This window comes from Planctomyces sp. SH-PL14 (assembly GCF_001610835.1).
Classification (GTDB): Bacteria; Planctomycetota; Planctomycetia; order Planctomycetales; family Planctomycetaceae; genus Planctomyces_A.
Genome location: NZ_CP011270.1, coordinates 884,175 through 904,497 on the forward strand (window position 1 = coordinate 884,175; position 20,323 = coordinate 904,497).

Annotated in this window: 24 protein-coding genes; 16 read left to right on the plus strand and 8 right to left on the minus strand. The window is 61.8% G+C overall.

The genetic code is table 11. The features are described 5' to 3' along the window. Nucleotides 1-75 precede the first annotated feature (75 nt). Entirely contained in the window at nt 76-228 is a 153-nt protein-coding gene (locus VT03_RS33145; protein ID WP_156514262.1) for a hypothetical protein, read from the minus strand. A gap of 16 nt (nt 229-244) precedes the next feature. Then, complete coding sequence (locus tag VT03_RS03570; protein ID WP_075091722.1) at nt 245-565, minus strand: hypothetical protein; 321 nt, start codon at nt 563-565, stop codon at nt 245-247. Between the two features lie 770 nt (nt 566-1,335). On the opposite strand from VT03_RS03570, the gene VT03_RS03575 reads away from it, so the two are divergent. The 7 genes from VT03_RS03575 (at nt 1,336) to VT03_RS03605 (ending at nt 5,622) form a co-directional block, all read left to right on the plus strand. Beyond that, nucleotides 1,336-1,656 (plus strand): hypothetical protein, encoded by a 321-nt coding sequence (locus VT03_RS03575; RefSeq protein WP_156514263.1) that lies wholly within the window; start codon nt 1,336-1,338, stop codon nt 1,654-1,656. 86 nt (nt 1,657-1,742) lie between these two features. Further along, entirely contained in the window at nt 1,743-2,624 is an 882-nt protein-coding gene (locus VT03_RS03580; protein ID WP_075091724.1) for a hypothetical protein, read from the plus strand. A 220-nt stretch (nt 2,625-2,844) separates the two neighbouring features. Beyond that, entirely contained in the window at nt 2,845-3,123 is a 279-nt protein-coding gene (locus VT03_RS03585) for a hypothetical protein (RefSeq protein WP_075091725.1), read from the plus strand. Nucleotides 3,124-3,518: 395 nt separating this feature from the next. Then, on the plus strand, nt 3,519-3,809 hold the full coding sequence (locus VT03_RS03590) for a hypothetical protein (protein WP_156514264.1): 291 nt from the start codon (nt 3,519-3,521) through the stop codon (nt 3,807-3,809). Between the two features lie 69 nt (nt 3,810-3,878). Next, nucleotides 3,879-4,163, plus strand: coding sequence for a hypothetical protein (locus VT03_RS03595; protein WP_156514265.1), 285 nt, complete (start codon nt 3,879-3,881; stop codon nt 4,161-4,163). A 795-nt stretch (nt 4,164-4,958) separates the two neighbouring features. Beyond that, complete coding sequence (locus VT03_RS03600) at nt 4,959-5,135, plus strand: hypothetical protein (protein WP_156514266.1); 177 nt, start codon at nt 4,959-4,961, stop codon at nt 5,133-5,135. A 157-nt stretch (nt 5,136-5,292) separates the two neighbouring features. Further along, nucleotides 5,293-5,622, plus strand: coding sequence for a hypothetical protein (locus VT03_RS03605; protein ID WP_075091729.1), 330 nt, complete (start codon nt 5,293-5,295; stop codon nt 5,620-5,622). Nucleotides 5,623-7,075: 1,453 nt separating this feature from the next. Here VT03_RS03605 and VT03_RS03625 read toward each other — a convergent pair. Further along, entirely contained in the window at nt 7,076-7,573 is a 498-nt protein-coding gene (locus VT03_RS03625) for a ferritin-like domain-containing protein (protein ID WP_075091733.1), read from the minus strand. A gap of 151 nt (nt 7,574-7,724) precedes the next feature. On the opposite strand from VT03_RS03625, the gene VT03_RS03630 reads away from it, so the two are divergent. Then, nucleotides 7,725-8,219, plus strand: a complete 495-nt coding sequence (locus VT03_RS03630) for a general stress protein (protein WP_075091734.1) — start codon at nt 7,725-7,727, stop codon at nt 8,217-8,219. Between the two features lie 642 nt (nt 8,220-8,861). Here the strand turns inward: VT03_RS03630 and VT03_RS03635 are convergent. Further along, entirely contained in the window at nt 8,862-9,719 is an 858-nt protein-coding gene (locus VT03_RS03635) for an STAS domain-containing protein (RefSeq protein WP_075091735.1), read from the minus strand. Nucleotides 9,720-10,695: 976 nt separating this feature from the next. Here VT03_RS03635 and VT03_RS03640 point away from each other — a divergent pair. Both VT03_RS03640 and VT03_RS03645 read left to right on the plus strand, forming a co-directional pair. Next, a complete protein-coding gene (locus VT03_RS03640) occupies nt 10,696-11,217 on the plus strand; it encodes an RNA polymerase sigma factor (protein ID WP_075091736.1) in 522 nt (173 codons plus the stop codon). Then, nucleotides 11,214-12,419: a LolA family protein gene (locus tag VT03_RS03645; protein ID WP_075091737.1), complete on the plus strand. Its 1,206-nt coding sequence runs from the start codon at nt 11,214-11,216 to the stop codon at nt 12,417-12,419. The genes VT03_RS03640 and VT03_RS03645 overlap by 4 nt, the downstream gene beginning before the upstream one ends. Nucleotides 12,420-12,641: 222 nt before the next feature. Here the strand turns inward: VT03_RS03645 and VT03_RS03650 are convergent, their stop codons facing one another. Next, nucleotides 12,642-13,361: a hypothetical protein gene (locus tag VT03_RS03650; RefSeq protein WP_075091738.1), complete on the minus strand. Its 720-nt coding sequence runs from the start codon at nt 13,359-13,361 to the stop codon at nt 12,642-12,644. Between the two features lie 237 nt (nt 13,362-13,598). Further along, nucleotides 13,599-13,826 carry a hypothetical protein gene (locus VT03_RS03655; RefSeq protein ID WP_075091739.1) on the minus strand — a complete coding sequence of 76 codons (228 nt, stop codon included), beginning with the start codon at nt 13,824-13,826 and terminating at the stop codon, nt 13,599-13,601. 1,045 nt (nt 13,827-14,871) lie between these two features. Between VT03_RS03655 and VT03_RS03665 the strand changes: the two genes are divergently transcribed. The 5 genes from VT03_RS03665 to VT03_RS33150 all read left to right on the plus strand — a co-directional run bounded on the left by VT03_RS03665 (nt 14,872) and on the right by VT03_RS33150 (nt 17,474). Then, entirely contained in the window at nt 14,872-15,126 is a 255-nt protein-coding gene (locus tag VT03_RS03665; RefSeq protein WP_075091741.1) for a hypothetical protein, read from the plus strand. Nucleotides 15,127-15,137: 11 nt separating this feature from the next. Beyond that, entirely contained in the window at nt 15,138-15,470 is a 333-nt protein-coding gene (locus VT03_RS03670; RefSeq protein ID WP_075091742.1) for a hypothetical protein, read from the plus strand. A gap of 613 nt (nt 15,471-16,083) precedes the next feature. After that, on the plus strand, nt 16,084-16,344 hold the full coding sequence (locus VT03_RS03680) for a hypothetical protein (RefSeq protein WP_075091744.1): 261 nt from the start codon (nt 16,084-16,086) through the stop codon (nt 16,342-16,344). Between the two features lie 375 nt (nt 16,345-16,719). Beyond that, nucleotides 16,720-16,965, plus strand: coding sequence for a hypothetical protein (locus VT03_RS03685; RefSeq protein WP_075091745.1), 246 nt, complete (start codon nt 16,720-16,722; stop codon nt 16,963-16,965). Between the two features lie 269 nt (nt 16,966-17,234). Further along, a complete protein-coding gene (locus VT03_RS33150; RefSeq protein WP_156514267.1) occupies nt 17,235-17,474 on the plus strand; it encodes a hypothetical protein in 240 nt (79 codons plus the stop codon). Nucleotides 17,475-17,826: 352 nt separating this feature from the next. Here VT03_RS33150 and VT03_RS03695 read toward each other — a convergent pair whose 3' ends face one another. Beyond that, nucleotides 17,827-18,363, minus strand: coding sequence for an STAS domain-containing protein (locus VT03_RS03695; protein WP_197489186.1), 537 nt, complete (start codon nt 18,361-18,363; stop codon nt 17,827-17,829). A gap of 811 nt (nt 18,364-19,174) precedes the next feature. Then, complete coding sequence (locus VT03_RS03705; protein ID WP_075091748.1) at nt 19,175-19,558, minus strand: hypothetical protein; 384 nt, start codon at nt 19,556-19,558, stop codon at nt 19,175-19,177. A gap of 327 nt (nt 19,559-19,885) precedes the next feature. Between VT03_RS03705 and VT03_RS03710 the strand changes: the two genes are divergently transcribed. Next, nucleotides 19,886-20,320 (plus strand): hypothetical protein, encoded by a 435-nt coding sequence (locus VT03_RS03710; RefSeq protein ID WP_075091749.1) that lies wholly within the window; start codon nt 19,886-19,888, stop codon nt 20,318-20,320. The last annotated feature ends 3 nt before the right edge of the window (nt 20,321-20,323 follow it).

The window sequence follows — 20,323 nt, forward strand, 5'->3', positions numbered from 1 at the left end:
GAGAGAGAGTGAAGAGGGAGGGCCAAAGAGGTCCCGGCCGAAAGCGATGGCCGGGACGGTTCGTGAAGCGGGTCGTTACTCGGCCGAGGCCGGCGTCAGGTAGGGGAGATACCGCTCAAGGTGGGCCACCCGGCGGGAGAGGGCGTTGACCTGGGCGTTGGTCAGCACGACGCCGGCGAAGGCGATGAGCATGCCGAGGGCAAGCCAGGTCCATTTCTCGCGAAACATGGTGGGAACACTCCGTTCAAAAGGGGATGTGGTGCATCCCGAGGGAATAGCCTGTCAGGAAGTCGAACAGGCGTTGGTCGTGGGAAGCGGGGTCGTGAGCGATGGCGGACGGCACTGGGCGGTCCTTGATTGAGATCAGCCAGACCCAGAAGTTCCCGACTCGCTCGGGCCGGACCGCGAAGCCGCAGCGATACGCCAGGTCATCGAGGGCCGGGGCCAGCTCGGGCGGTTCGTCGGGGTCCGGGTCGGGCAGGGGACAGAGCAGGGGATCCCAGCGGGGACCGTGGATCAGCCGGACGTTGCCGCCGGTGGGGCACTTCTCCGTTTCGAGGGTCATGGAGTTCCGTTTCTTGACTCAAGTCAATTTCGCGGACGGGTTCCGGCCAACGAGCCGGCCAGCCGGGGAAGCGATCCTTTGGGGGGACCGCGTCAGTCGGCAGCCTGGGTGAAGGGGTCTCACCCCTTCTCCGCCGGAAGGCCCAGCGGAGCGACCGCCGCATTTCAAAACCCCGTCCGTCCGAGGGGCCTGCGGTGGATTCGTCGTAGGGCTCACCCGGGGGTTCCCTGCGACGAATTCACCGCTGAGCCCCCTCGGACACAAAAGAGCCGGCTGCATAGCCGTCCCTGGAGCGTCAGGGATCGCAGTGGAGACCCCGCAGGCTTTGCGAGGAGTCGGAACGGAGAGCCCGGCCCGTTGAGGGGACGCCATCGGCCCAGAGTCACGCAGCTTGCAGCGGCTGGCGCGCGAAGAACTCAGGAACCTGCGTATCGGTTAGCGAGCGAAGCAACTCGGCAAATGCAGCGAATCGCAGCGGAGCATCAGGGTAATTCCGGACCGTCGACAGGCCGGTTGCCGGAATTGGGCAAGGCGGGACCGGGCGTCAGCCCGGTTTCTGGCCTTGAGTCAATCGCGGCGAGATTGCCGTCCTGAAGAACGTGTTAGCAGGCAGGGCGGCGGCCGGATGCGTCCGTCGAAGCGGGTTCCGTCACTGCCTACGATCCGGAGCTCCGTGCAGAGAGGAATGGAGCTGACGCTCCCAGCTCCAGGGCCAAGCAAGAGTAGTGGCGGTTGCGATGTCCTTGATTCCAGAACCGTATCCCGAGGGCATGTTGGTCCTGTCGCGAAGTGTGCGGGAGTCGTTCGTTGTCGACGAGTCGATCGTCTTCACAGTGAGGCGGATCGGCACCATCCGGGCGACGCTGGTCCGCACGACTGCAGACATGCCGTTCGGTGCTGAGGTCGAGATTCACGTGGACGGATTGCGGGACATCGGCCCCGGGCTGCGGGCGGTCATGTTTCCTTCCCGTCCAGGCCGGATCCGCATTGGTGTGGTGGCCAGTCCGGAAAGGCACATCCGCAGACTGAACCCCTTCGAGCGGCCCGTCCGTCCGCGTCCTCCCTCGCACGACGGCACCGCCTCGCCTTAACCTCGTCTTGTGTCCCGCATGTGGTGCAAGCAGACTGTCGGTCGATCCGGGCGGCAGTCTCAGGGAGGCTTTTCGAGGTTCGTCACATGGCGGTGATTTCGCGGTCGTTCATTCTGGCCCTGCTCTCTGGCCTCGGGTTCGTGATGTCGACAGCTTTCAGCGACGATCAGACTTTGAAGCGAGTGGAGGAGCTGTTGGTGGCGGCGGATTTCGCCAGCCCGCATCGCCAACTGGTGACAAGGATCTTCAGCAGTATGGCGGACTGGGAACTGGCCGAAATGGTTGTAGATTCTCCCAGCATGTCCCTGCGTCTGCGGGCGGCTGAGGAGCTGGCGCTCCGCAGGGAGGACCGACATCCGTGTGAGACGTTTCTGGAACTCGTCGGCGGGGTGCTCGATGTGACCGTCCCGCCACGTGCCCAAGATGCCATCCGTCACGGGGTTCCCCAGCCGGCAGGCGGCCTCGCCTTCATCGACGGAGAAATCCGACCCTTGATGAGAGGCGGAGCGACTTCAATCGAGGATGAAGCGGGGGGCTGGTCGGTCACGTTTCAGAGGCCGAGATCTCTTGTCGTGAAAGTGGCAGGGCGTCGCCATGAAGTCGCCGTGCCATACCAGCGACCGACTGTCGCGGCGGGATCCGAAGATGGGGTCATGGTCTGTTCGCTGTATGAGCCCTACGGCGATTCTCCGCCTCTCAGTGTCGCCTTTTCTGCACAAACGGGAGAGGAGATCTGGCGACGTGAGAATCTCGCACCCGGTAAGCCGGTCCTTCCGCGCGGTCTGCGGCAAGACATAGAGCTCGTCATCCAGGGAGACCGGGTTTACCTGTTCGGAGTCTGTTCCCAGTCCATGTTCATCGAATGCTTTTTGCTGTCGGATGGGCGTCGCATTGGCGGCTACCGGAGTCGCTCCGCGCTGATTTTCGCGGTCCCGGCGCAGGTTCTGAAACCCGCTGCGGACCGATAGGCCGCTAGAATTGCCTCAAGGCAATTTTGGCCATTCGGCACCCCGGGCTTTGCGAGGAGTCGGAACGGAGAGCCCGGCCCGTTGAGGGGACACCCTGAAGTCGCTGAGCAAAACGCTGGCGAACTACTGGCCGTTGGGAAATAATGCGGCAGAAATCTGGCCTGAAGCCGTGAGGGTCAGAAGAGTTCTCGGTGAATCACGACAACTGAGCTTGTTTTCGATGCCTGGCACCGCGGACAGCCACATTGAGATTGGATCGGAGGACTTTGCGTACCTCCGATCACTGGCCTACAGCATCTCGGGGAGCTCTGCGATCCTTCCCGATGCGGTTCCGTGCTCGCTTGAGCGGCTTTCGAGGCTGGAACTGGTCACGGTGATGGGCGGCAGGGTCTTCATCACGGGGCGGGGGATGTGTGCGGTCGAGTCCGGACCTGTCTCGACGAACGGAGACGTTCTCAGGTTCCGGACGGTAGATCTGAAGCGCGGCCGGGTGGACTAAGCGACTCCCGCCCGTCCTGGTGAGAGTGACGTCCCGGAGTGACGCAGCTTGCAGCGGCTGGCGTGCGAAGAACTCCGGACCCTGCGTATCGGTAGCGAGCGAACAAACTCAACGAGTGCACCGAATCGCAGCGGGGGCTCAAGGAGATTCCGGACCCTCGACCGGCCGGTCGCCGGAATCGGGCAAGGGCGGACCAAGCGTCAGCCCGGTTTCCGTCTCGAGGTTCTGCCCGTTTGGGCGCCTCCAGGCGACGGCAATGGCGGGGCAAAACAGATGGCGAATCTGTCAAAAAAAGGGCCTAGCCAGGAACCGAAGTGCGGCAAAAAATGGGCGGGGTTTCCGAGGCCTGCCGGGCTTCGCTCCTCTCAGCGCTGAGGGGGGCTTTGGGGTGGGGGATGAAGGATCTGGTGTTGTTGGGGGATGAAATTGCGATTCTCAAGCTCGCCGCAAAGCAGAGAGTGTCGCTGCGCGAAGGCCGGACGATTGCCCACGAGACCGCCTGTGAATTCCTTTGTGATGCGGGCTTGGCCCGTTGTCACGATGAGGAAATTGAGCTGACCGCCCTCGGGAAAGGGCTGGCGGCTTGGTTGGTGAAACAGGGCATTTCCGGACCACGAGCGGTTTCTGGGGCCATCCTCGAAGGGCTTGTTGCATCGGATGAACGGCCCAAGGCGTCCGGCTCGTGAGCCGGCCTTCAGCAAACAATTGTTCTGCCACTCGGCAGCTTGGCGGTGATCATGCGCGCGGAGACCAAAGTGAATCGGGACGGTGAGTCGACAATCGACCTAGGGAAGGGCAGCGTTTTGTCGTTAACGGCGGTGGAATACTGTTCGCTCTTGGCGGTCGTGGCGGGACGACTGTTTCGGGGCGAGGTCACGCCGACCGTCCTGAGTTCGCTGGAGCGGCTTGTGGAGCTGGGATTGGTGCGGGAGAGCCGCGAGATTTACGGCCCGACGGAGGTGGGGGCGCTAATTGCAGGGGCTCCGGCCGCCGAGCAAGCCGGAGTTGTGACAATCGACACCAGAGCGATCCGGCGGTAGCCGAGCTCTCGCTCCGTTTCTTGCCTTGAGGCAATCCCCGCAAGCGAGCCGCCGATGATGACGCTGGACTGTCCATGCCGTCTCCGTCAGTCGGGAAAAGATCAGAGCGGAATCCCTGATCCCGTGGAGTCGGGGCCGGCGACATCACCGGCAGTCAAAACATTGATTGCGGTAACTCAGCAGGTAAAATTTGGGCACTGCCGACGGTATGTGAGTATGGAGGGCGGCCATGTCGCTGGAGGGGCCACCGAGCGTCTTCATTCTGCGATCGGAATACGATTACTTGCTTCAGATCGTTCGAGCGCGGGGCACATTGATTCGAAATCCGCTCTCGGCAGATTTTGTGAGAGCGCGCTACCTGGAGCGGAAGGGACTGGTCGCACTCGATGGCGACTGGGTTTCTGCGACGGCCTTGGGTGTAGCTCTGTCGCAACTTCCCTTCCGGTCGGCGGCATTTGGGACGGCAGTGATGGTGGAGCTCGGACCAGACGGGGAATTGCCTGAGGTAGTGGGTCCCGCATGCTCACAATGGGATGCCGGTGGGCATCGCGACAGCAGTTTCCGGCGGCCGTAATCGTCGGACTCCGATCCAAGCTCGGGCGAATCGTCTGATCTGTCACAGTTCGGTCACATTCACAATCTGAGGTCCCAGGGCGACCAGCCTTTGCCACGATACAGATGACTCTTTGAACGCCTGACAATTCTGTGCAGGGCCATCGACGCTAGCCCCGAAAGGAGGCTCCGATGTCTATGAGGATTGACGGGCTGAGCTTGTCGCCAAGAGCGGCATATCTGATGCGGCAGTACGCCGTGGCACGCAGTTGCCTGGAAGACGCCGCCGAGCGGGCGGAAGAAACGCGGGAGCGGCTTGAAATTCTGCGTGCCCGCATCGAGAGGCGCATCGCCTTGAACGACGCCTTTCTGGCCGCGCAGGACGTGAGACTCTGGGAGTCTAAGCAAAGTCACCGGTAGGGCTGTGTCCTTGCCTGGTCTGCTCCCCGCTGTGCGGATGGATTACGCTTCGGAGTCGTTGGAGCCGCAGTTCATGTCCGGCAGTGCCGCTCGTGGCATTGGCGCATCGCAACTCGGCCGTGTGCCAAGGGGGGGACTGTGAGAGCCGGACGGCGTCATGTCTGACAATCCAACAGAGCAGGGGGATGCGCTGTCCGACAGCGCGATCGTGCTGTCGCAAGGCATCCTGACGATGCCGATTCCGGTCTATGTCGCGCTTCATGCAACGAACGGGGCTCTGCGGTTGCACCCCGGGAATGTCACTCCCGCCAGGCGTGCGCACCTGGACGCATTGCTCGAAGTGGGCCTGGTCATGCGCCGCGAGATCTACTTCTCGCCGACAGAGGCTGGAGTGCAGGTCATGAAAGCGGCCATCCGCACGGAACGTGATCGCTCGCAGGACACGAGCGGCAGTATCCGGATCGACATGAGAGCGCTGGGCTGGTGACAGGGGGCGGGCGTTCTTGCCTCAAGGCAATTTTGGCCCCCGGGGGATTCCTCAGTATCACCCCCCCATCTACTCCTCAGGAATGGGCCGGATCGCAAGGGTTCCCTTCCGGCCGGCCCGATCTCGCATCCCCTCAATCTCCGTCTCCGGGTCCCCGGCGGATGTCCTCGATCTGTTCTCTCAGCGCCTGATTCTCGGCGTCCTGTTCGTGCGAGGCGGAGCGCTGGGCCAGGATAAGGGTCGCGAAGCCGCAACCCAGGCAAGCCGCAAAGAGGAGTAAGCGGGCGAGCCGGGACGGCCGTTCCTCTGACGCACGGGGATCGTTCATTCGGCTCTCCAAAGGGAAGGAGCCAGTCTGGGCGGCTGACGGGCACTACTCAACAGCCTGGCCGCCGGAATCGCCCTCGAATGATGGGATCCGTCCAGATCCGGGCGCGGCCGGTCGGCCCGACAGCATTGCGCGCACGGTGTCCGTATCGAGGGTCTTTTCGGGATTGATTGAGCGTATTTCTGTGCGTGTCCGCTGCGCAACAGAAGTCGCGAGGTCGTCTCCGGGATCGGGGCCGTTCAACTCTTCTCGGACGGACTGTGAATCATCTCGAATACCGTGGAGGTCCTCGACTGGTTCGCCGCGATCATTGACCAGTTTGAAGCGGCCGCATCTGTCACCTGGTACGTGCAACTCCACATCCTCCGGTGTCCGAACAGGACAGCCGGAATCTCGGTCTGGACATCGCGCCAGTTGTCGACCTGGCGACCCTCGGAGCTGCTTCGCACGCGGAGACCTAGCGGAGACCCTGAAAGGGCTGCTCGACGTCGCGAATGAGAAGTCCCGGACGATGATCGTCGCGGAACCGCTCATGCTCACCGTGGACGGGGACACCGGCACCTGGCAGCGATCGCGACAAGTCCCAATCGAGAGCTCTGTGATTGACCCGCGCACCGGGGCCATCTCCAGGAGTTACGATTACCGATCTGCCGGGCTCAACGTCACGGTCGACCTGCGGGAGTCGTCCTGGAGATCAGCGCGCGTCAACTTCAACATCCAGCTTGGGGACGTCATCTCCGGCGGCGATGGGTCCGGACCGCCGGTGATCGCCGATCGTGGCTCAAGGCCTCGGCCGATGTCTACACCGGCGGTGTCTATCTGGTCGGCGCTCTCCGGGAGGGGACCGGGAACAAAGGGGCTGCGGGCGCTCTCACGTTCGGAGATCGCCAATCGTCGGATTCCACGGAGGTTGTGTTGTTCGCCCGTGTCGCTCGGATCGGACGTTCCCTGATTTCCGATCCGGGGACGGAAGGGCCGGAGCAGGACAGTGGGAGCGCGGTTGAGATACCGAGGGACACTCCCCCGATACCTCATCCGCTACTTCCGGCTCCAGCGGGGCCCGAGCTTCTTCCCTTGGAGCGGACCTCTAGATCGTTGAGGGAAAAGTGAGACCTATAATGTGTCTCACTCTTCCGGCTCGTCAGCCTCCGCGTTGATGGTCCGCGCCAAGGCTGTCAACGCCTCGTCGGTTGCTTCCTCCTCAGCAATATTCGCCTTGAGAAGCTTCAAGGCTTGGGAATAGCCGAGGATTTCGGCCCACGTGCACAGCGTACCGTACGTCGCGATTTCATAGTGTTCGACCTTTTGGGCGCACGCGATGAGCAGGGCATCCATGACTTCGGGAGAGGCATCCTCCTCCATCATGCTGGACGCTTCCGTGATGAGTCCCTCCATCGCCTCGCACTTCTTCGCCTTCGCGGCCTTGCCTGTGTCGCCGAACGCCTTCTCCACCCGCTCCACTTGAGCCTTGGTCTCTTTGAGGTGTTTCTCGAAGGCGCGAATGAGCTGCGGAGCCGTAGCGGCCTTCGACATCTTCGGCAGGGCCTTTAACAGCTGTTTTTCTGCACTGAGGACATCGCGGAGCTCGTCATGAAAGGCATCGGCCAGAGATTTCAGGGCCATTCCAAACCTCGTAGGGAGAAGTGATGAAATCGTTACCGAGCACCTGCCGCAACTGACATGCCGCCTCAGATTGCAGAAGAGGTCATGGGCGCACGACTTGCGTAAGCCGGCTGTGTCTCGCGTCCCACATGTCCATGAAAGGCTCGCATTCATGACCACGTCCACCACTACTCTCGGTACCGTTGTTGGCTCTTTCGAGAGCGAGGCCCAAGCTCAGCGTGCGGTCAATGCGCTGCGAGGCGAGGGTTTTACTGAGGACGAAATCGGAATTGTCGCTCCGAACTCGACTACTGGGGTGTCGGGTACGGCCACGGCCACGAAAGCCGAGGAAGGGGCCGTCGCTGGGCTCGCCACAGGTGCCGCGCTCGGTGCTGTCTGGGGAATGGGAATACTTGCCGGCATGATTCCAGGGATCGGGCCAGCGATCGCTGGCGGCACCTTGGCGGCGTTGCTCTCAAGCGCAGGCGCTGGAGCGGCGGCGGCCGGCGTTGCGGGTGCTCTCATCGGAATGGGAATCCCTGAGAAAGACGCAACGTACTACGACGCGGAGTACGGTCGGGGACGTTCGATCGTGACCGTACGGGGAGGTCGCACCAGCGAAGCGCGGGCAATTCTTGACGCGAACGGTGCGCTTCGGCGTGTTTGAGGGATCACCGCGGCTCGGCAGCAGTCGAACGCGGACTGACCGTTTGCCTTGCTGCTGCCGAGCCATTACTTAGCTTGCAAACCCGTGCTACGAGATTCCGAAGTGAGTCACGAGAGCGCCCGATGGCACGTTGGCCACCACCCGTGTTCCCGATTTTCGCTGCTCGGGACTGACTTCTCTTGGTCACTGCGGCGAACTAAATGCAACCTGCCTGAATGGAAGGTCGACTGGCTGACCGCCCCGCTCTTGTCGGAGGGGCCGGAGCTGAGCGGGGGACCCGGCGCAGGCCCCGGAGATAGGGAAGGCCGTTCGCATCTACTGGACAGTATGCCGCTCGGCCTCAACAGCCCGCGTTACAGGTCGAATCTTCAGAACTCGATGGATGCAATCGCTGCCGGACGCTTGAGCGCGGGACGAACCTCTCCGCGTTCGCGTCGCGCTGCGTTTTGCGGACTTCGTGGTCCTTCCGGTCAGCGAATCTGCGACGGCGTTTCAGTTGAACCGGCTTGGCTGTTCTTCAAGAAACTCCCGCGGCATTCTCGCCAATACCTCTGACCGCCCGGGGACGGTCGAGCCGGTAGGTGCCGTGCTGGCCCGCCTCACTCCCGCTCCTGTCCTCGGACATTCCACCAGCAATTGGCGTCAGCTCCTTTTCGTAACGACGAGCTGGAGACGCTTCATTGCCAGTTCCAGCGCGTCTGCGAGAGTCGCTTTCGTGATGACCCCCCCGAGATCGATGCCGAGATGGACTATCGTCTGAGCAATTTGCGGCCGTACGCCGGAGATGATGCATTCCGCGCCCATCAATTGAAGGGCAGTCACGGTCTTCAGGAGATGTTGGGCCACTAGGGTGTCAACGGTTGGAACTCCCGTGATGTCGAGGATCGCGATCTCTGATCCGGTCTCGACCACTCGTTGGAGTAGGGACTCCATAACGATCTGTGTCCGCTCGCTATCCAGGGTGCCGATCATCGGAAGGGCCAGAATTCCATCCCACAACTTCACCACTGGCGTTGAGAGTTCCAGCAGGTCTTGCTGTTGTCGGCGGATCACATCCTCTCTGGTCTTCTGGAAGGCTCGAACAGTGAGCAATCCCATCTTGTCGAGCAGCTCTGTCGCCACCCAAGTTTCCTCAGTGAAAGCCTCGGCGTCTTTGGCCAGATCCGTTTTCAGACGAGCGAAGAGAGGCTGTTTGAACGAAAAGACAAAACGAGCCGTTTCGTCTACGGTGAAGCCCTGCAGGACCCGGGTGCGCGACACCTCGGCGAGAAACCCTTCGATTTCTTTCCACTCGGGCCGGGTCGTATCCGTGATGTCGCCGCTCTGTGTAGCCTTCTGAAGCAACGAGACGAATTCACCGGCCTGGGTCTTCAGGTCACTCTCATTGATGCGGTTGTCTCGCCCTGAACCGCCTTCTCGCAGTAGCCGCATCCAATCGGAAATCAGCGAGTCTTCGTGCTTCTTGATCGTATCGGCGATTCGACCGACGGCTTTCGCCATTGAGGTGCTTCGGTGTTTCGAGGGCAGGGGAGAAGCCAGTACGCGTGATGATCGTAAGCCACCGTGTGGTGAAGGGACATGAGGTCGGGCGGAACATTTGGCAAAAATGTCGCCACGGGTGTCCTTCGCCCCGTGTCTGTCCCGGCAAGCGCACCGCCAGTGATCGCCCCGAGTGGACGGGAATGCCGGCTGACGGCACTCCCGTTTTCCTGAGAGTACCGTCACGGCTCGATGCCACTGCAACTCTCGCTGTTTGAGAAGACCAGGGAGGCCCTGGGGCCGCAGGCCGGGCCGGTAACGGCCGCGAATCTTGCGGAGGTTCTCCGTCAGGAGGTAGGGGCACCGGACGAGCTCGTCGATGTACGTCTCCCGGTCCCATTCGGTCGTGAAGTCGATTCACCGTGTCGCCGCGACTTGGGCTGCTCTGTGAGTGTTCCAAGGCTCCGCCGAGCGCAGGAACTCGATCAGCCAGGCCGCCATCGTCGCCTCGTTCGCTCGGCTCTCGTGCTGCGTATTTTTCAGCACCTTCGAGAAGGTGGCTTCCTCGCGGCGAGGTTACGGCCCCGATCCATCCCAGGTTTTTTTCCGGTGTCGACGCGCGTCGATTTTGCCCGGCCGCTCCAAGTCCGACCTGGTCAACGTCGACGTCGTGGGAAGCTGAGTCCTGCTGGGCCTTCCATCCCGAACGATCGAAGGTGTTGAGGATTGCCGATCAACGGGTCTTGTGCTGCTGGCCGACGAAGTGTCCCTCTTCAGGCTCGGGGCAGGGGAGAGGGGAGAGGAGAGAGGAGAATTCCTCGAAGTGGCAGGACATGCGTCCACAAGACTGAGTTGGACCAGGGGCGCTCCGGGGCGCCATCAGACGACACGTCACGAAAAGTACCCGAATTTTGAAATACTGACCGGCCGCCAAGCGACATAACTTCGGCGAGCATACGCCACCGGCATTCCGAGTGACGATTTCACGGGAGGTTTGATGGATTGGAAGTCTGTATTGGAACGGGATGGTCCCACCGCTTGGCGGGCGGCCTACCGCCTCCTTGGAAACTCCGCAGATGCCGACGACTGCCTGCAGGAGGCTGCAATCGATGCCGTAAAGGTGGCCCGTCGCGAACCCATCGCCAACTGGAGGGCACTCCTGACCCGGCTGGCCTCGGTCCGAGCGATGGATCTTCTGCGGAAGCGGTACCGCAGCCAGAGCAATCACGGGCTTGATCGCGAGTCCCCAGTCATGGCGGATCGGCTCGATCCTGGCGAAAACGCTCAGCTGCAGGAGCTGCGACACCAATTAAGGGTCGCGCTCAGTCAATTGTCACAGGAACAGGCCGCAGCGTTCTGCCTCTGCGTGCTGGAAGGCTGGACCTATGCCGAGGCAGCCGAACATCTGAGGGCGCCAGCCAGCACGGTCGGCGTCCTAGTACACCGGGCACGACAACATCTGCGCGAACTGCTGAAAGATGTCGTCCCTGAATCCCTATCGACAAGGAGTTCTCCATGAACGCGAACCATGCTCCAAATGATTCTCTCGATGCCGCGGAAGCTTCCCTGCGGGAGCTCCCGGCGCACATCGTCCCGTTGACTGCGACATTGGATCGCATCGCCGCCCATGTCGGCGAACTGGACACCCCTTTGATGCCCCGCCATATCAAGACGGTTTGGTCCTCCCGAGGGCGACGATTCGCGGCGATGTTGCTGACCTCCGCGGCGCTCGTCGCGGTGGTGTTCGGCCTGATGCACTCGCCGCAGGAAGCCTTTGCGTTGGAGGATATCGCCGCTGCCGTGCGGGAGGTGAGCACCCTCACTTACACGACGGTCCTCACTCCCAAGAATGGAAGTGCTTCGCAACTCAAGAACTATCACAAGGGGAAGCTGGCGCGTACGGAGAGTATCGACGGCAGTTACCGCGTGACGGACAGTGCTGAGCGGAGAATGTTGTCAGTTCGTCCAGGCGTGAAGGCGGCTACGCTGACGAAGCTGGGGAGCGGTCCTCAAGACGTGCCGACGATGTCGGATTCGATCATTGCTTGGCTGAAGACTGCCGAAACGACCGGTGAACCGGCCGGAGACAAGACTATCAACGGCGTTCGGACTCAAGGATTCAAGGCCACGTTTGGCGCCACAACGATGACGTTGTGGGGGGATCCAAAGACGAAGTTGCCGGTGCTGATCGAAGCGACGATCGGATCTTTGGCGGATCCGATCCACATGGTGATGCAGGATTTCGTCTTCAATCAGCCCTTGCCTGATGCGATGTTCTCCTTCGAGATCCCGACTGGATTCAAGACTGAAGAGATAACCTTCCCGAGCGTCGACTTCACTGCGTTAGGCAAGGTACCGCCCGAAGATCACGTTGTCAGAGTCTTGCGATTCTACGCCAAACTGAACGACGGAGCCTTCCCCGAGCGAATCGACGGTCCGGAACTCGTCGCGAAGATCACGAAGGCCGCGGGGGCGGATCGTGTGAACAATCCGGAGTTCATGAAGGAGTTCATGGAATTGACGGGCAGCATGGGAGCGGCTTGGACGTTCCGCCAATCGCTCGACAAGTTTGGCTACGACGGGACGGCACGCTTGGATGATGCCGACCGGATCGTCTTCTGGTATCTCCCTAAGGGGGCCGAGAAATACCGCGTCGTCTTCGCGGACTTGACTATTGGTGATGCACCGGAAGCAAAGCTTCCCAAAGCGCCGAAGAAGTGAGCGTCGGGATTCGTTGCGACACTTGTTCGATCAAAGCCGGCCCGCTTCAGGTCTCCCGTCGATTGAGAAGAAAGCGCCCCTGCATGCGGGGGCGCTTTCCTTTATTGAGTCAGAGAATTCGTTGATCATTTCAGCAGAGCAGGGAGGTCCTTCGGCCCAGACTAGGCAGGTCTCGGCCGCGAATCTTGCGGAGGTCCTCCGGCAGGAGGTCGTAGCAGCGGGTCAGGTCGTCGATGCACGTCTCCTGGTCCCACTCGGTGGCGAAGTCGATTCCAGGGTCGCCGCGACGCGCGCCGCCTCGTGAGCGTTCCAGAGCTCCGCCGATCGCAGGAACTCGATCAGCCAGATCGCCAGCGCCGCCTCGTTCGCTCGGCTCTTGTGCTGGGTTTGTTCCAGGACCTTCGAGAAGATAGGTTCTTCGCGGAGGTCCTGATCCTGGTAGTACCGGAACAGCGCGAAGGAAAGTCCTCCGAGGGCACCGACTCCGGATCCCGCCATCATCGCCGGGACCAGAGCGAGCAGTTTCGGCCGCGATCGGGCGTTGTCGAGCTTCTTGATGATGGCTCGGGTGAACCAAGTGGCGAGAAAGGAAAGACGCTTCCATTCGTCCGGGATCTGCTCGGCCTTCGCCGGCGTCGGCTCCGGTTCCTCGTTCTCCTTCGACGCCGCCAGGTCGGCCGCCCGGTGGTCCTTGGCGAGCTGGTCCCATAGCTCGATGTTGAAACACCGCTCGTTCTCTTCGAAGCGGTGGACGTCCGGGGCCTTCTTGTTGTTCGCCTGCCATTTGCAGTTCGGGTCGAAGTCCCGCGAGAGCTTGTAAACGGTGTTGTTGACGAGGGTCTGCCACCAGCTCGTGGTGACCTCGGCATTGTTCCCGCGCCATTTGTCCCACTCCTGGCGGAAGGCGGTCGCGATCGCCGGGTGCTTCAGCCACTTCGTCACCGCCCCGGCGTGGGTGGGTGTGAACGATCCGTCGCGGATCTCCTTCTCCCACTGCGGGGACTGTCCTGCAGGACCCCGAACGATTTGACGGAGGCTATGGTCTCCTTAAGGCCGGCGGCGGTGCCGGCTTCGAGGGCTTGCCGGGTCCGGCGGTTCAGCGGGCTGGGGTCGATCAGGGAGAGGTCGACATCCTGCGATTCAACGTTCTTTGACTTGGTGACTATGAGAGCGGGTTCCTTAGAACGGAGGGTCTACGGGTGGTTGCCGGAGCCACTCGGCGGCGTCGGCGACGAAAGCGGACAACTTGCGGAGCGTGATCTCGGCGAAAGCGGCCGTAGCCAGGACTCGCCGGCGTCGTTCGATGGATGTGTTCTCATCCATCCAGTGGATTTCCTCGCGCAGCCGGCGGAGCTGGTCCTCCAGATCCTTGAGCTGCAAATCGACGCGCGTCGATTCCGGTTTCACTTGCGGCTCTCGTCGCGAAGGGAGCGCGTCATCCGCGCGACCAGGAGGTAGGCGGCGTAGCAACACAGTAGCGCCATGCAGACGACGTAGATCGTTTCGAAGGTGGTCATGGGTTGTGGTCCTTGTGTCCCGCCAACGGGCGGGCAGGGGGGAAGGGCGGTCGAGTGTTCCCGGCCATCGAGCCGGCCCGCCGCCGTAGTGGTCCTTTGGTTGAGCAGCTCCGGTCGGCTGTTGGGTGAAGGGGTCTCGCCCCTTCTCCGCCGGAAGGCCCAGCGGAGCGACCCCGCATTCAAAAACCCCGTCCGTTCGGAAGGGCTGCGGCTGCGTCGTCGTAGGGCTCGCAAGGGGGTTCCCTGCGACGACGCAGCCGCTGACCCTTCCGGACACAAAAGAGCCGGCTGCCTAGCCGTCCCTGGAGCGTCAGGGATCGGAGAGGAGACCCCGCAGGCTTTGCGAGGAGTCGGAGCGGAGAGCCCGGCCCGTTGAGGGGACGCCAGGCCGCACTTGCCTTAGCCACCCAAGGAAATCTCTCGGGACTGAGCCAGGAATCGCCCGTTGTGACGGAGACAACTTCTGTGTGAACTTCAGCCTGCTAGTAGGCGGTGAGGTCTGGAGTGTCGGACGATGTTTCGAGTTGTCGCGAATGCGGCTGAGTGGGGCTGGCTCCTGCATCTGCTTGATGTTCCAGTGAGGGTCTCTGAGCTCTCCGAGTCAGAAGCGGAGCTGGTGCTCGGCCTGCAAGATCGCTTCCTCGTGGCAACGTTGAACGGTGTCTCGACCTTGACCGCCTTAGGCAGGGGCTTCGTCGTCTCCGCTCCGGCCGTCGGGTCCGCCGGGCTCCGCGTCTGGGCAGAAGACAGGGAACCGTTTGACGCAGAGACGACTTCGATTGGTCGCGATCGCGGCTCGTTGCCAGAGTCCTGTTGAGTCGACTGCCGAATGGAGCGTCCGAGTTGTCGAGGGCGCACCGGAATCGTGTTTGGTTCGTGCGGTTGATAAGGTGCGTGCCGTCAGGCCTTGGCTGGGCTGACGGTGGAGGTGCTGAATGTCGAATCCCCCTGGGGGCGAGGTTCGGGTGACCGAATCGGATCTCAGTCACTTGAGGAGGATGGCATACAGCGTTTCGGGGAGCTGCGATGTCGGTGTCGACCTGCCGGCGGCACAGGCGCAGGCTCTTGCAAGTCGTGGCCTTGTCTTGATTGCGGAGCAGAGAGCGTTCATCACGGGGCATGGAATCCTCGCGGTCGAAAAGGCGATGGACGGTGCACCGAGCGTTCGGGCGATCGGTAAAGGCAACTAACGGCGGCAGATGTGGACCAAAAAACGGGATCCGGTGGATCGGAAGCAGAGTTCGGCGATGACGGCGTCAGCGGCCATCCGCCGCACGTTTTCCGGCTGATGCTCATCGAGTACGAAGTGCTGGCAGAGCTGGGCATCGAACCCATGCGCGCCGAGCTGGTCCCCGCTGCGATCGCGGACGCGATCGGCCATCTGGTGCTCAAGGGATTGGCCACCAACGAGCAGCGGACGGTGACGATCACCGACCGCGGTCGGCAGCTCTTGGAAGTCGGACCGGTGAGCCAGACGCCATACACCGTCGCCTTCGACTACCGCCATTTGGGTTGGAATGACGGAACGCCGTAGACGGGCGGTGTCGGGCAGCTGTCTTCGGCCGCAGTCGACGCGCGTCGATTTCCGCTGCGGCCAGAAAAATGGGACTGGCCACGAGTCGACCCATTGCGAAAATGTGCCGTGGAATCGGGTTCGCTCCGGTCTTCCGTTCCCGGTCTCGCTCGGTCCCGTGGAGTGGTGGATGAAGGATCTGGTGTTGTTGCCGGATGAAGTTGCGCTCTTGAAGTTCGCTGCAAAGCAGGGAGCCCTAAATCGGTCCGGTCCGACTCTCAGCCACGACATCGCCTGTGACTTCTTCTGCGAGACGGGCTTGGCGGAGTCCGACGGCGACCACATTCGTCTGACCCAACTTGGCCAACGGGTCGCGAACGCTTTCCTTTGCGCGGGTGTATTAGGTACCGCCTCGATCTCTCGGTGTGTCCTAAATGCTCTGGGACCGCAAGTTGCATTCACCGACGGGGCGTACCGGTAACGGTCACGTCTGGGGGCACTCCTGTGCCACCTGCCGGCATGCGTCCTCACTTGGCGGCAGAATGGCTTGTCCCCGGCGTGACCGTCCTCCGCTCGGAGCAGGGGAGTCTCGTCATTGATGGATGGGTGTTGTTGAAAATGGGATTGCGGCGGAATGGCCATTCAACGGATCACGATCTTGGAAGAAGAGTGGCGACTGCTGGTCGACCTCATCGCCGGGTTCAACCTGGCTCACTACCACCCGGTGAAGTTCGACCTCGCACTTGCCGGCTTGCTTCGAAGCGGCCTGGTCGAGGAGGTTCCGCAGGGGACCCGCGTCAGTCGCCTGGGGTATCAGGTGAGGAAAGCGGCTCCGCTCTACGCTCTCGGAGAACCTCGTATCTGGTACGGGGTGGAGGAGCCCGATGTGCCCTGAAGCCGACCTACCGCAATCCAGTTGGGCTCGTGGTCATGTGGCCTTCGGAACTGCTTGGCCAGCCTCGTGGGCAGGAAATCGCCGCGCGTCGATTCAGTGTTCGACGACCTTCTTGGCCAGGCCCGAGGTGAGCGACCGGCGTTGACTCCACTAGGGGCTGATCTCACTGCCACCAAGTCGAGTAATCGCCCCGCTTGATTTCGGGGGCGTCCTACCTGGCCTTTTTGGGTGGGCTGTCGTCGTGGACAATCCCTGCCAAATTCAGCAACTCATCCGAATGTCGTCCGAACACGGGCACCGGTGAGATACAATCGACCCAACACGCTGGCCAACTTCGACCACCGTAATTCGCTTTCGGTGACCACGAGGTTCCGCATGGATGGGATTGTGCTTTGGAATGATGAGTCCGCTTTCTTGAGGCGGTTGAGCAAAGGCTGGGGTATCCTCTCGCTGTCAGGCTGCCCGGATGAGCAGGCGGTCGCCGATTACGTGTGTGCCCGGGGGTTCGCGACGCAAACAGGAAATGCGATCCGGCTTTCCAGCGTCGGGAAGCGTCTATCACGCTTTGTTCAGGAGCACTCGGTGCCCATGCTGCAGGTGCCGGCCGTCGAATTGGCGTAGCGGCTGGTTGAACGCGTTTGGACTCCGAAACCGTTCCCAATGTTCCGGGTGTGCCGTTTGCCTTTAACCCGCCGTTGCAGCAGCGGCCCGGTCGGGAAAACGATGAGTCTCGGCTGCCGCCAGGCTTCATGAGCTGCGGTCGGTCGAGGTTCTCCAACACCGCGTGTCGGTATGGTCAAGTAGGGGACAATGTGCTTGCCGAAGATCTGATCTTCTCAGACATGAGTTACGAGCTCCTTCAGGCTTGTGCGATCGGGGAAGGTGTCCCGATGGACGAGCTGTCCGTGTCCGCGGCGTCGTCCGCGCTGGCGCTGGGATTGCTGGGCTTGGTGGTTCAAGAGAGGGGGCGGCTGATGACGACCGCCCGCGGCAGTGTCGTGTGCCGCGCCGAGACAGAGGCGGTGAACGGCGTGGATGTCCGTGTCAGGGCGGGGTCCCTATGGGTGTCGGAGTTGTCGGAGCAGTGGGCCGCGCTCGACGTTTCCCGGCAGAGGTCGTGGGGCGAGTAATGTTCGAGGAGGTGTGTGGTGTGACGCGTCACAATCTGATCAGGGCTGCCACACCGGCGTCACCCCGGGACGTTGGTCGCGTGTGGTTCGAGCCGCACACCTTCGAGGCTCTGCCAGTGGAGTGGGATGCAAGAAGAGAATCAGCGCCTGGAGCCTGATTCATCTGACGCGCCATGTTCTACACACGATTTCGATCAGCCCCTAACCGAAGGTCATTGGCGGCAGGCGGAGCGGACTCCTACCGACCACCCCCCGATCCACCTGGACGCCGCGAATCGGCTACCGCTCACACCGGCGGCCGTCGCACTCGGCTCGTTGGAGAGGTTACCCGGCGACTTTGAAAGTCCGGCGATCAGCCTCTTATTGCGACAACGAGACGGAGTTGCTTCGCTCCCAGAATCAGTGCATCCGCTAGGGTGGACCTCGTAGCCACGCCTTCGAGGTCAATACCGAAATGAACGATCGTTTGAGCGATCTGCGGCCGGCTGCCAGAGATGATGCACTCCGCGCCCACCAGCCGGATAGCCGTGACGGTTTTCAGCAGATGCTGAGCAATGAGGGTGTCGACGGTCGGTACACCAGTGATGTCGATGATCGCGATATCTGAGCCGGTCTCGACGATTCGCTTAAGGAGCGATTCCATGACATATTGAGTCGGCTCACTATCCTGGGTGCCGATCATCGGAAGGGCCAGGATTCCGTCCCACAACTTCACGACGGACGTGGAAAGTTCGAACAGTTCCTGCTGCTGCCGGCGGATCACATCTTCCCGGGCCCTCTGGACGGCTCGGATGGTCAGCATGCCCATGGCGTCGAGCAGCTCCGTAACGCGCCACATCTGCTGGGCGAGCACCTCTGGATCTTTCCCGGAGTCCGCTTTCAGTTGCACAAAGTGAACCTCCTTGAGTGAAAGGACGATGCCAGTGGTTTCGTCAGCAGAAAGCCCTTGGTGAATCCGAGTGCGCGAGACCTAAGCCAGAAAGTCCTCAATCGCTTTCCACTCCGGGCCTCTCGAACTCGCGGTGTCGCCGCATTGCGCCACCCTCTGCAGCAACGCGACAAACTCTCCGGCCTGCGATCTGAGCGAGCTTTCGTGGATCCGGTTGTCCCGCTAGGCACCCCTGTCGCGCAGCCGATCCATCCAATCGGAGAGCCGTTGGATCTCATGGTTCCAAAGCGTTTCGGCGATCGAACTTGAGGCTTTCGCCATTACGCTCACCTGGAGAACGGGTTCATGGCAAAAGCGATTGAATGCAGCGAGCGATCGTAGGACAAGTTGCCCCTGCACAACACGATCGCAGGCAAAGCATTCCGGGAACGTGCAGACATTTCCGTTTCGCGGCGGTTCAGTCGGGCACGACTGAGCGTGGCCTCCCCCTTCAATTGGCGCTGGGAAGCCGCGCGAACTCCCCCGTTCTGAACTGATCCAGCCGATTCTGTGGACCAATCCACACGTCCCAGGAGAGCGGCCGGAACCCCCAGACGTCGAGCATCAGCTGTATGTCATCCTCGGTGACCTGTATTCCAAGCGCTGTGCAGTTGGCGAATAATAGCCGAGTATCGACGCGGATCATCGCTTCCTGAGCTCTCTCAGCGGGCATTCAAAGTTCTCATTCAGCCGCTGCCTTTCAGGGGAAACGCGGGAGCCGCCAGTGATCGAGCGACATTCGGCGGCGGAGTTCCAAGTTGATCGGGACAGTCTACGTTGTGGCGACGATGGTACCTGTCGTTTCGAACAACAGACGAATCAATGTCGAGGCATCAATCGGACGGGGCAAGCAGAGTTCGCGCGGCCACTGCCATTGATCGGCCAGCTCTGCGCTGGAGGAGTCGCCCGTGAGAAACACCCGCGCGCGGTCACTTTCTCCATCGGCGCGCGCCATCCATCTCATCGTTCGGTCGAGAGGAGCAGGCTGCGTACCCGAAGCGACAATCAGGAAGTCCGGACGATACGCCTGAACCGCCCCGTAGCACTCGCTCGCGTGGTTCAGGTAGCCAACATCCATGCCTCGCAGAGAGAGCGCCGCGATGAGCCCCCGGCCGAGTTTCAACGGCGGGTCGCAGATCAGCAGGAGCTGGGGCACAGATCTCTTTTCTGTCTCAGGCGAGCTTCCGAACTCTGAGACGGTCAGCCGGTGTCTCGTTCCGAAGAGAGCGAGGTCTGACTGTATCCGGTGGGCGCCGCGATTGGGGAAGATTCGGTTGGTCCGGACGATTTGGTCAGGAATCGCAGGCCATGGAGCGCTTCGCCACCGAAATCGAACATTCGGTCGGAGACACTCGCAATTCCTGAGGCGGGAGGGAGGGATGTGCGACAATGAGCGCGCCGCCGGTCGCTCAACGCCGGCGCCATCGGCTGCCGCCACCTTCTGACGGACCGGATTTGCTGAGCTGAACAAGGACGGTGCGCCATGCCTCCGCTTCTGCTGATTTGTGATCCCACTTACGACTACCCGCGCTCCTTCCGCGAGCATCTCAACCGCCGCGAGATCGTGACTCGCCATAGCCGGACCGGGAGGGAATGCCTCCAAGCGGTCCAGATCCATCTGCCGGACTTTGTCCTGATCTCCTCCGAGACGGATGGTGGACGGCTTGGCGAGGTGGTGCGGGGACTCCACAACATGACCAACCGCACGCCGCGGGTGTTCTATGCCAGCTTCAAACCGGCGTGGCGCTTCTCGGAAGAGCAGGGGCTTCCAGCCGGGCAGTGCGTTCAGCGGCCGTTTGACGAGGCGGCCTTTGCCGAGCGTCTGGTCTCGCTCTGGAACGAAGACGGGGCAGCGGCGGACTCCCCGGCGGAGGGGACGCAGCCCGCGGGGCCCGGTCTCCGGAATCTGCCTTTGTGAGGC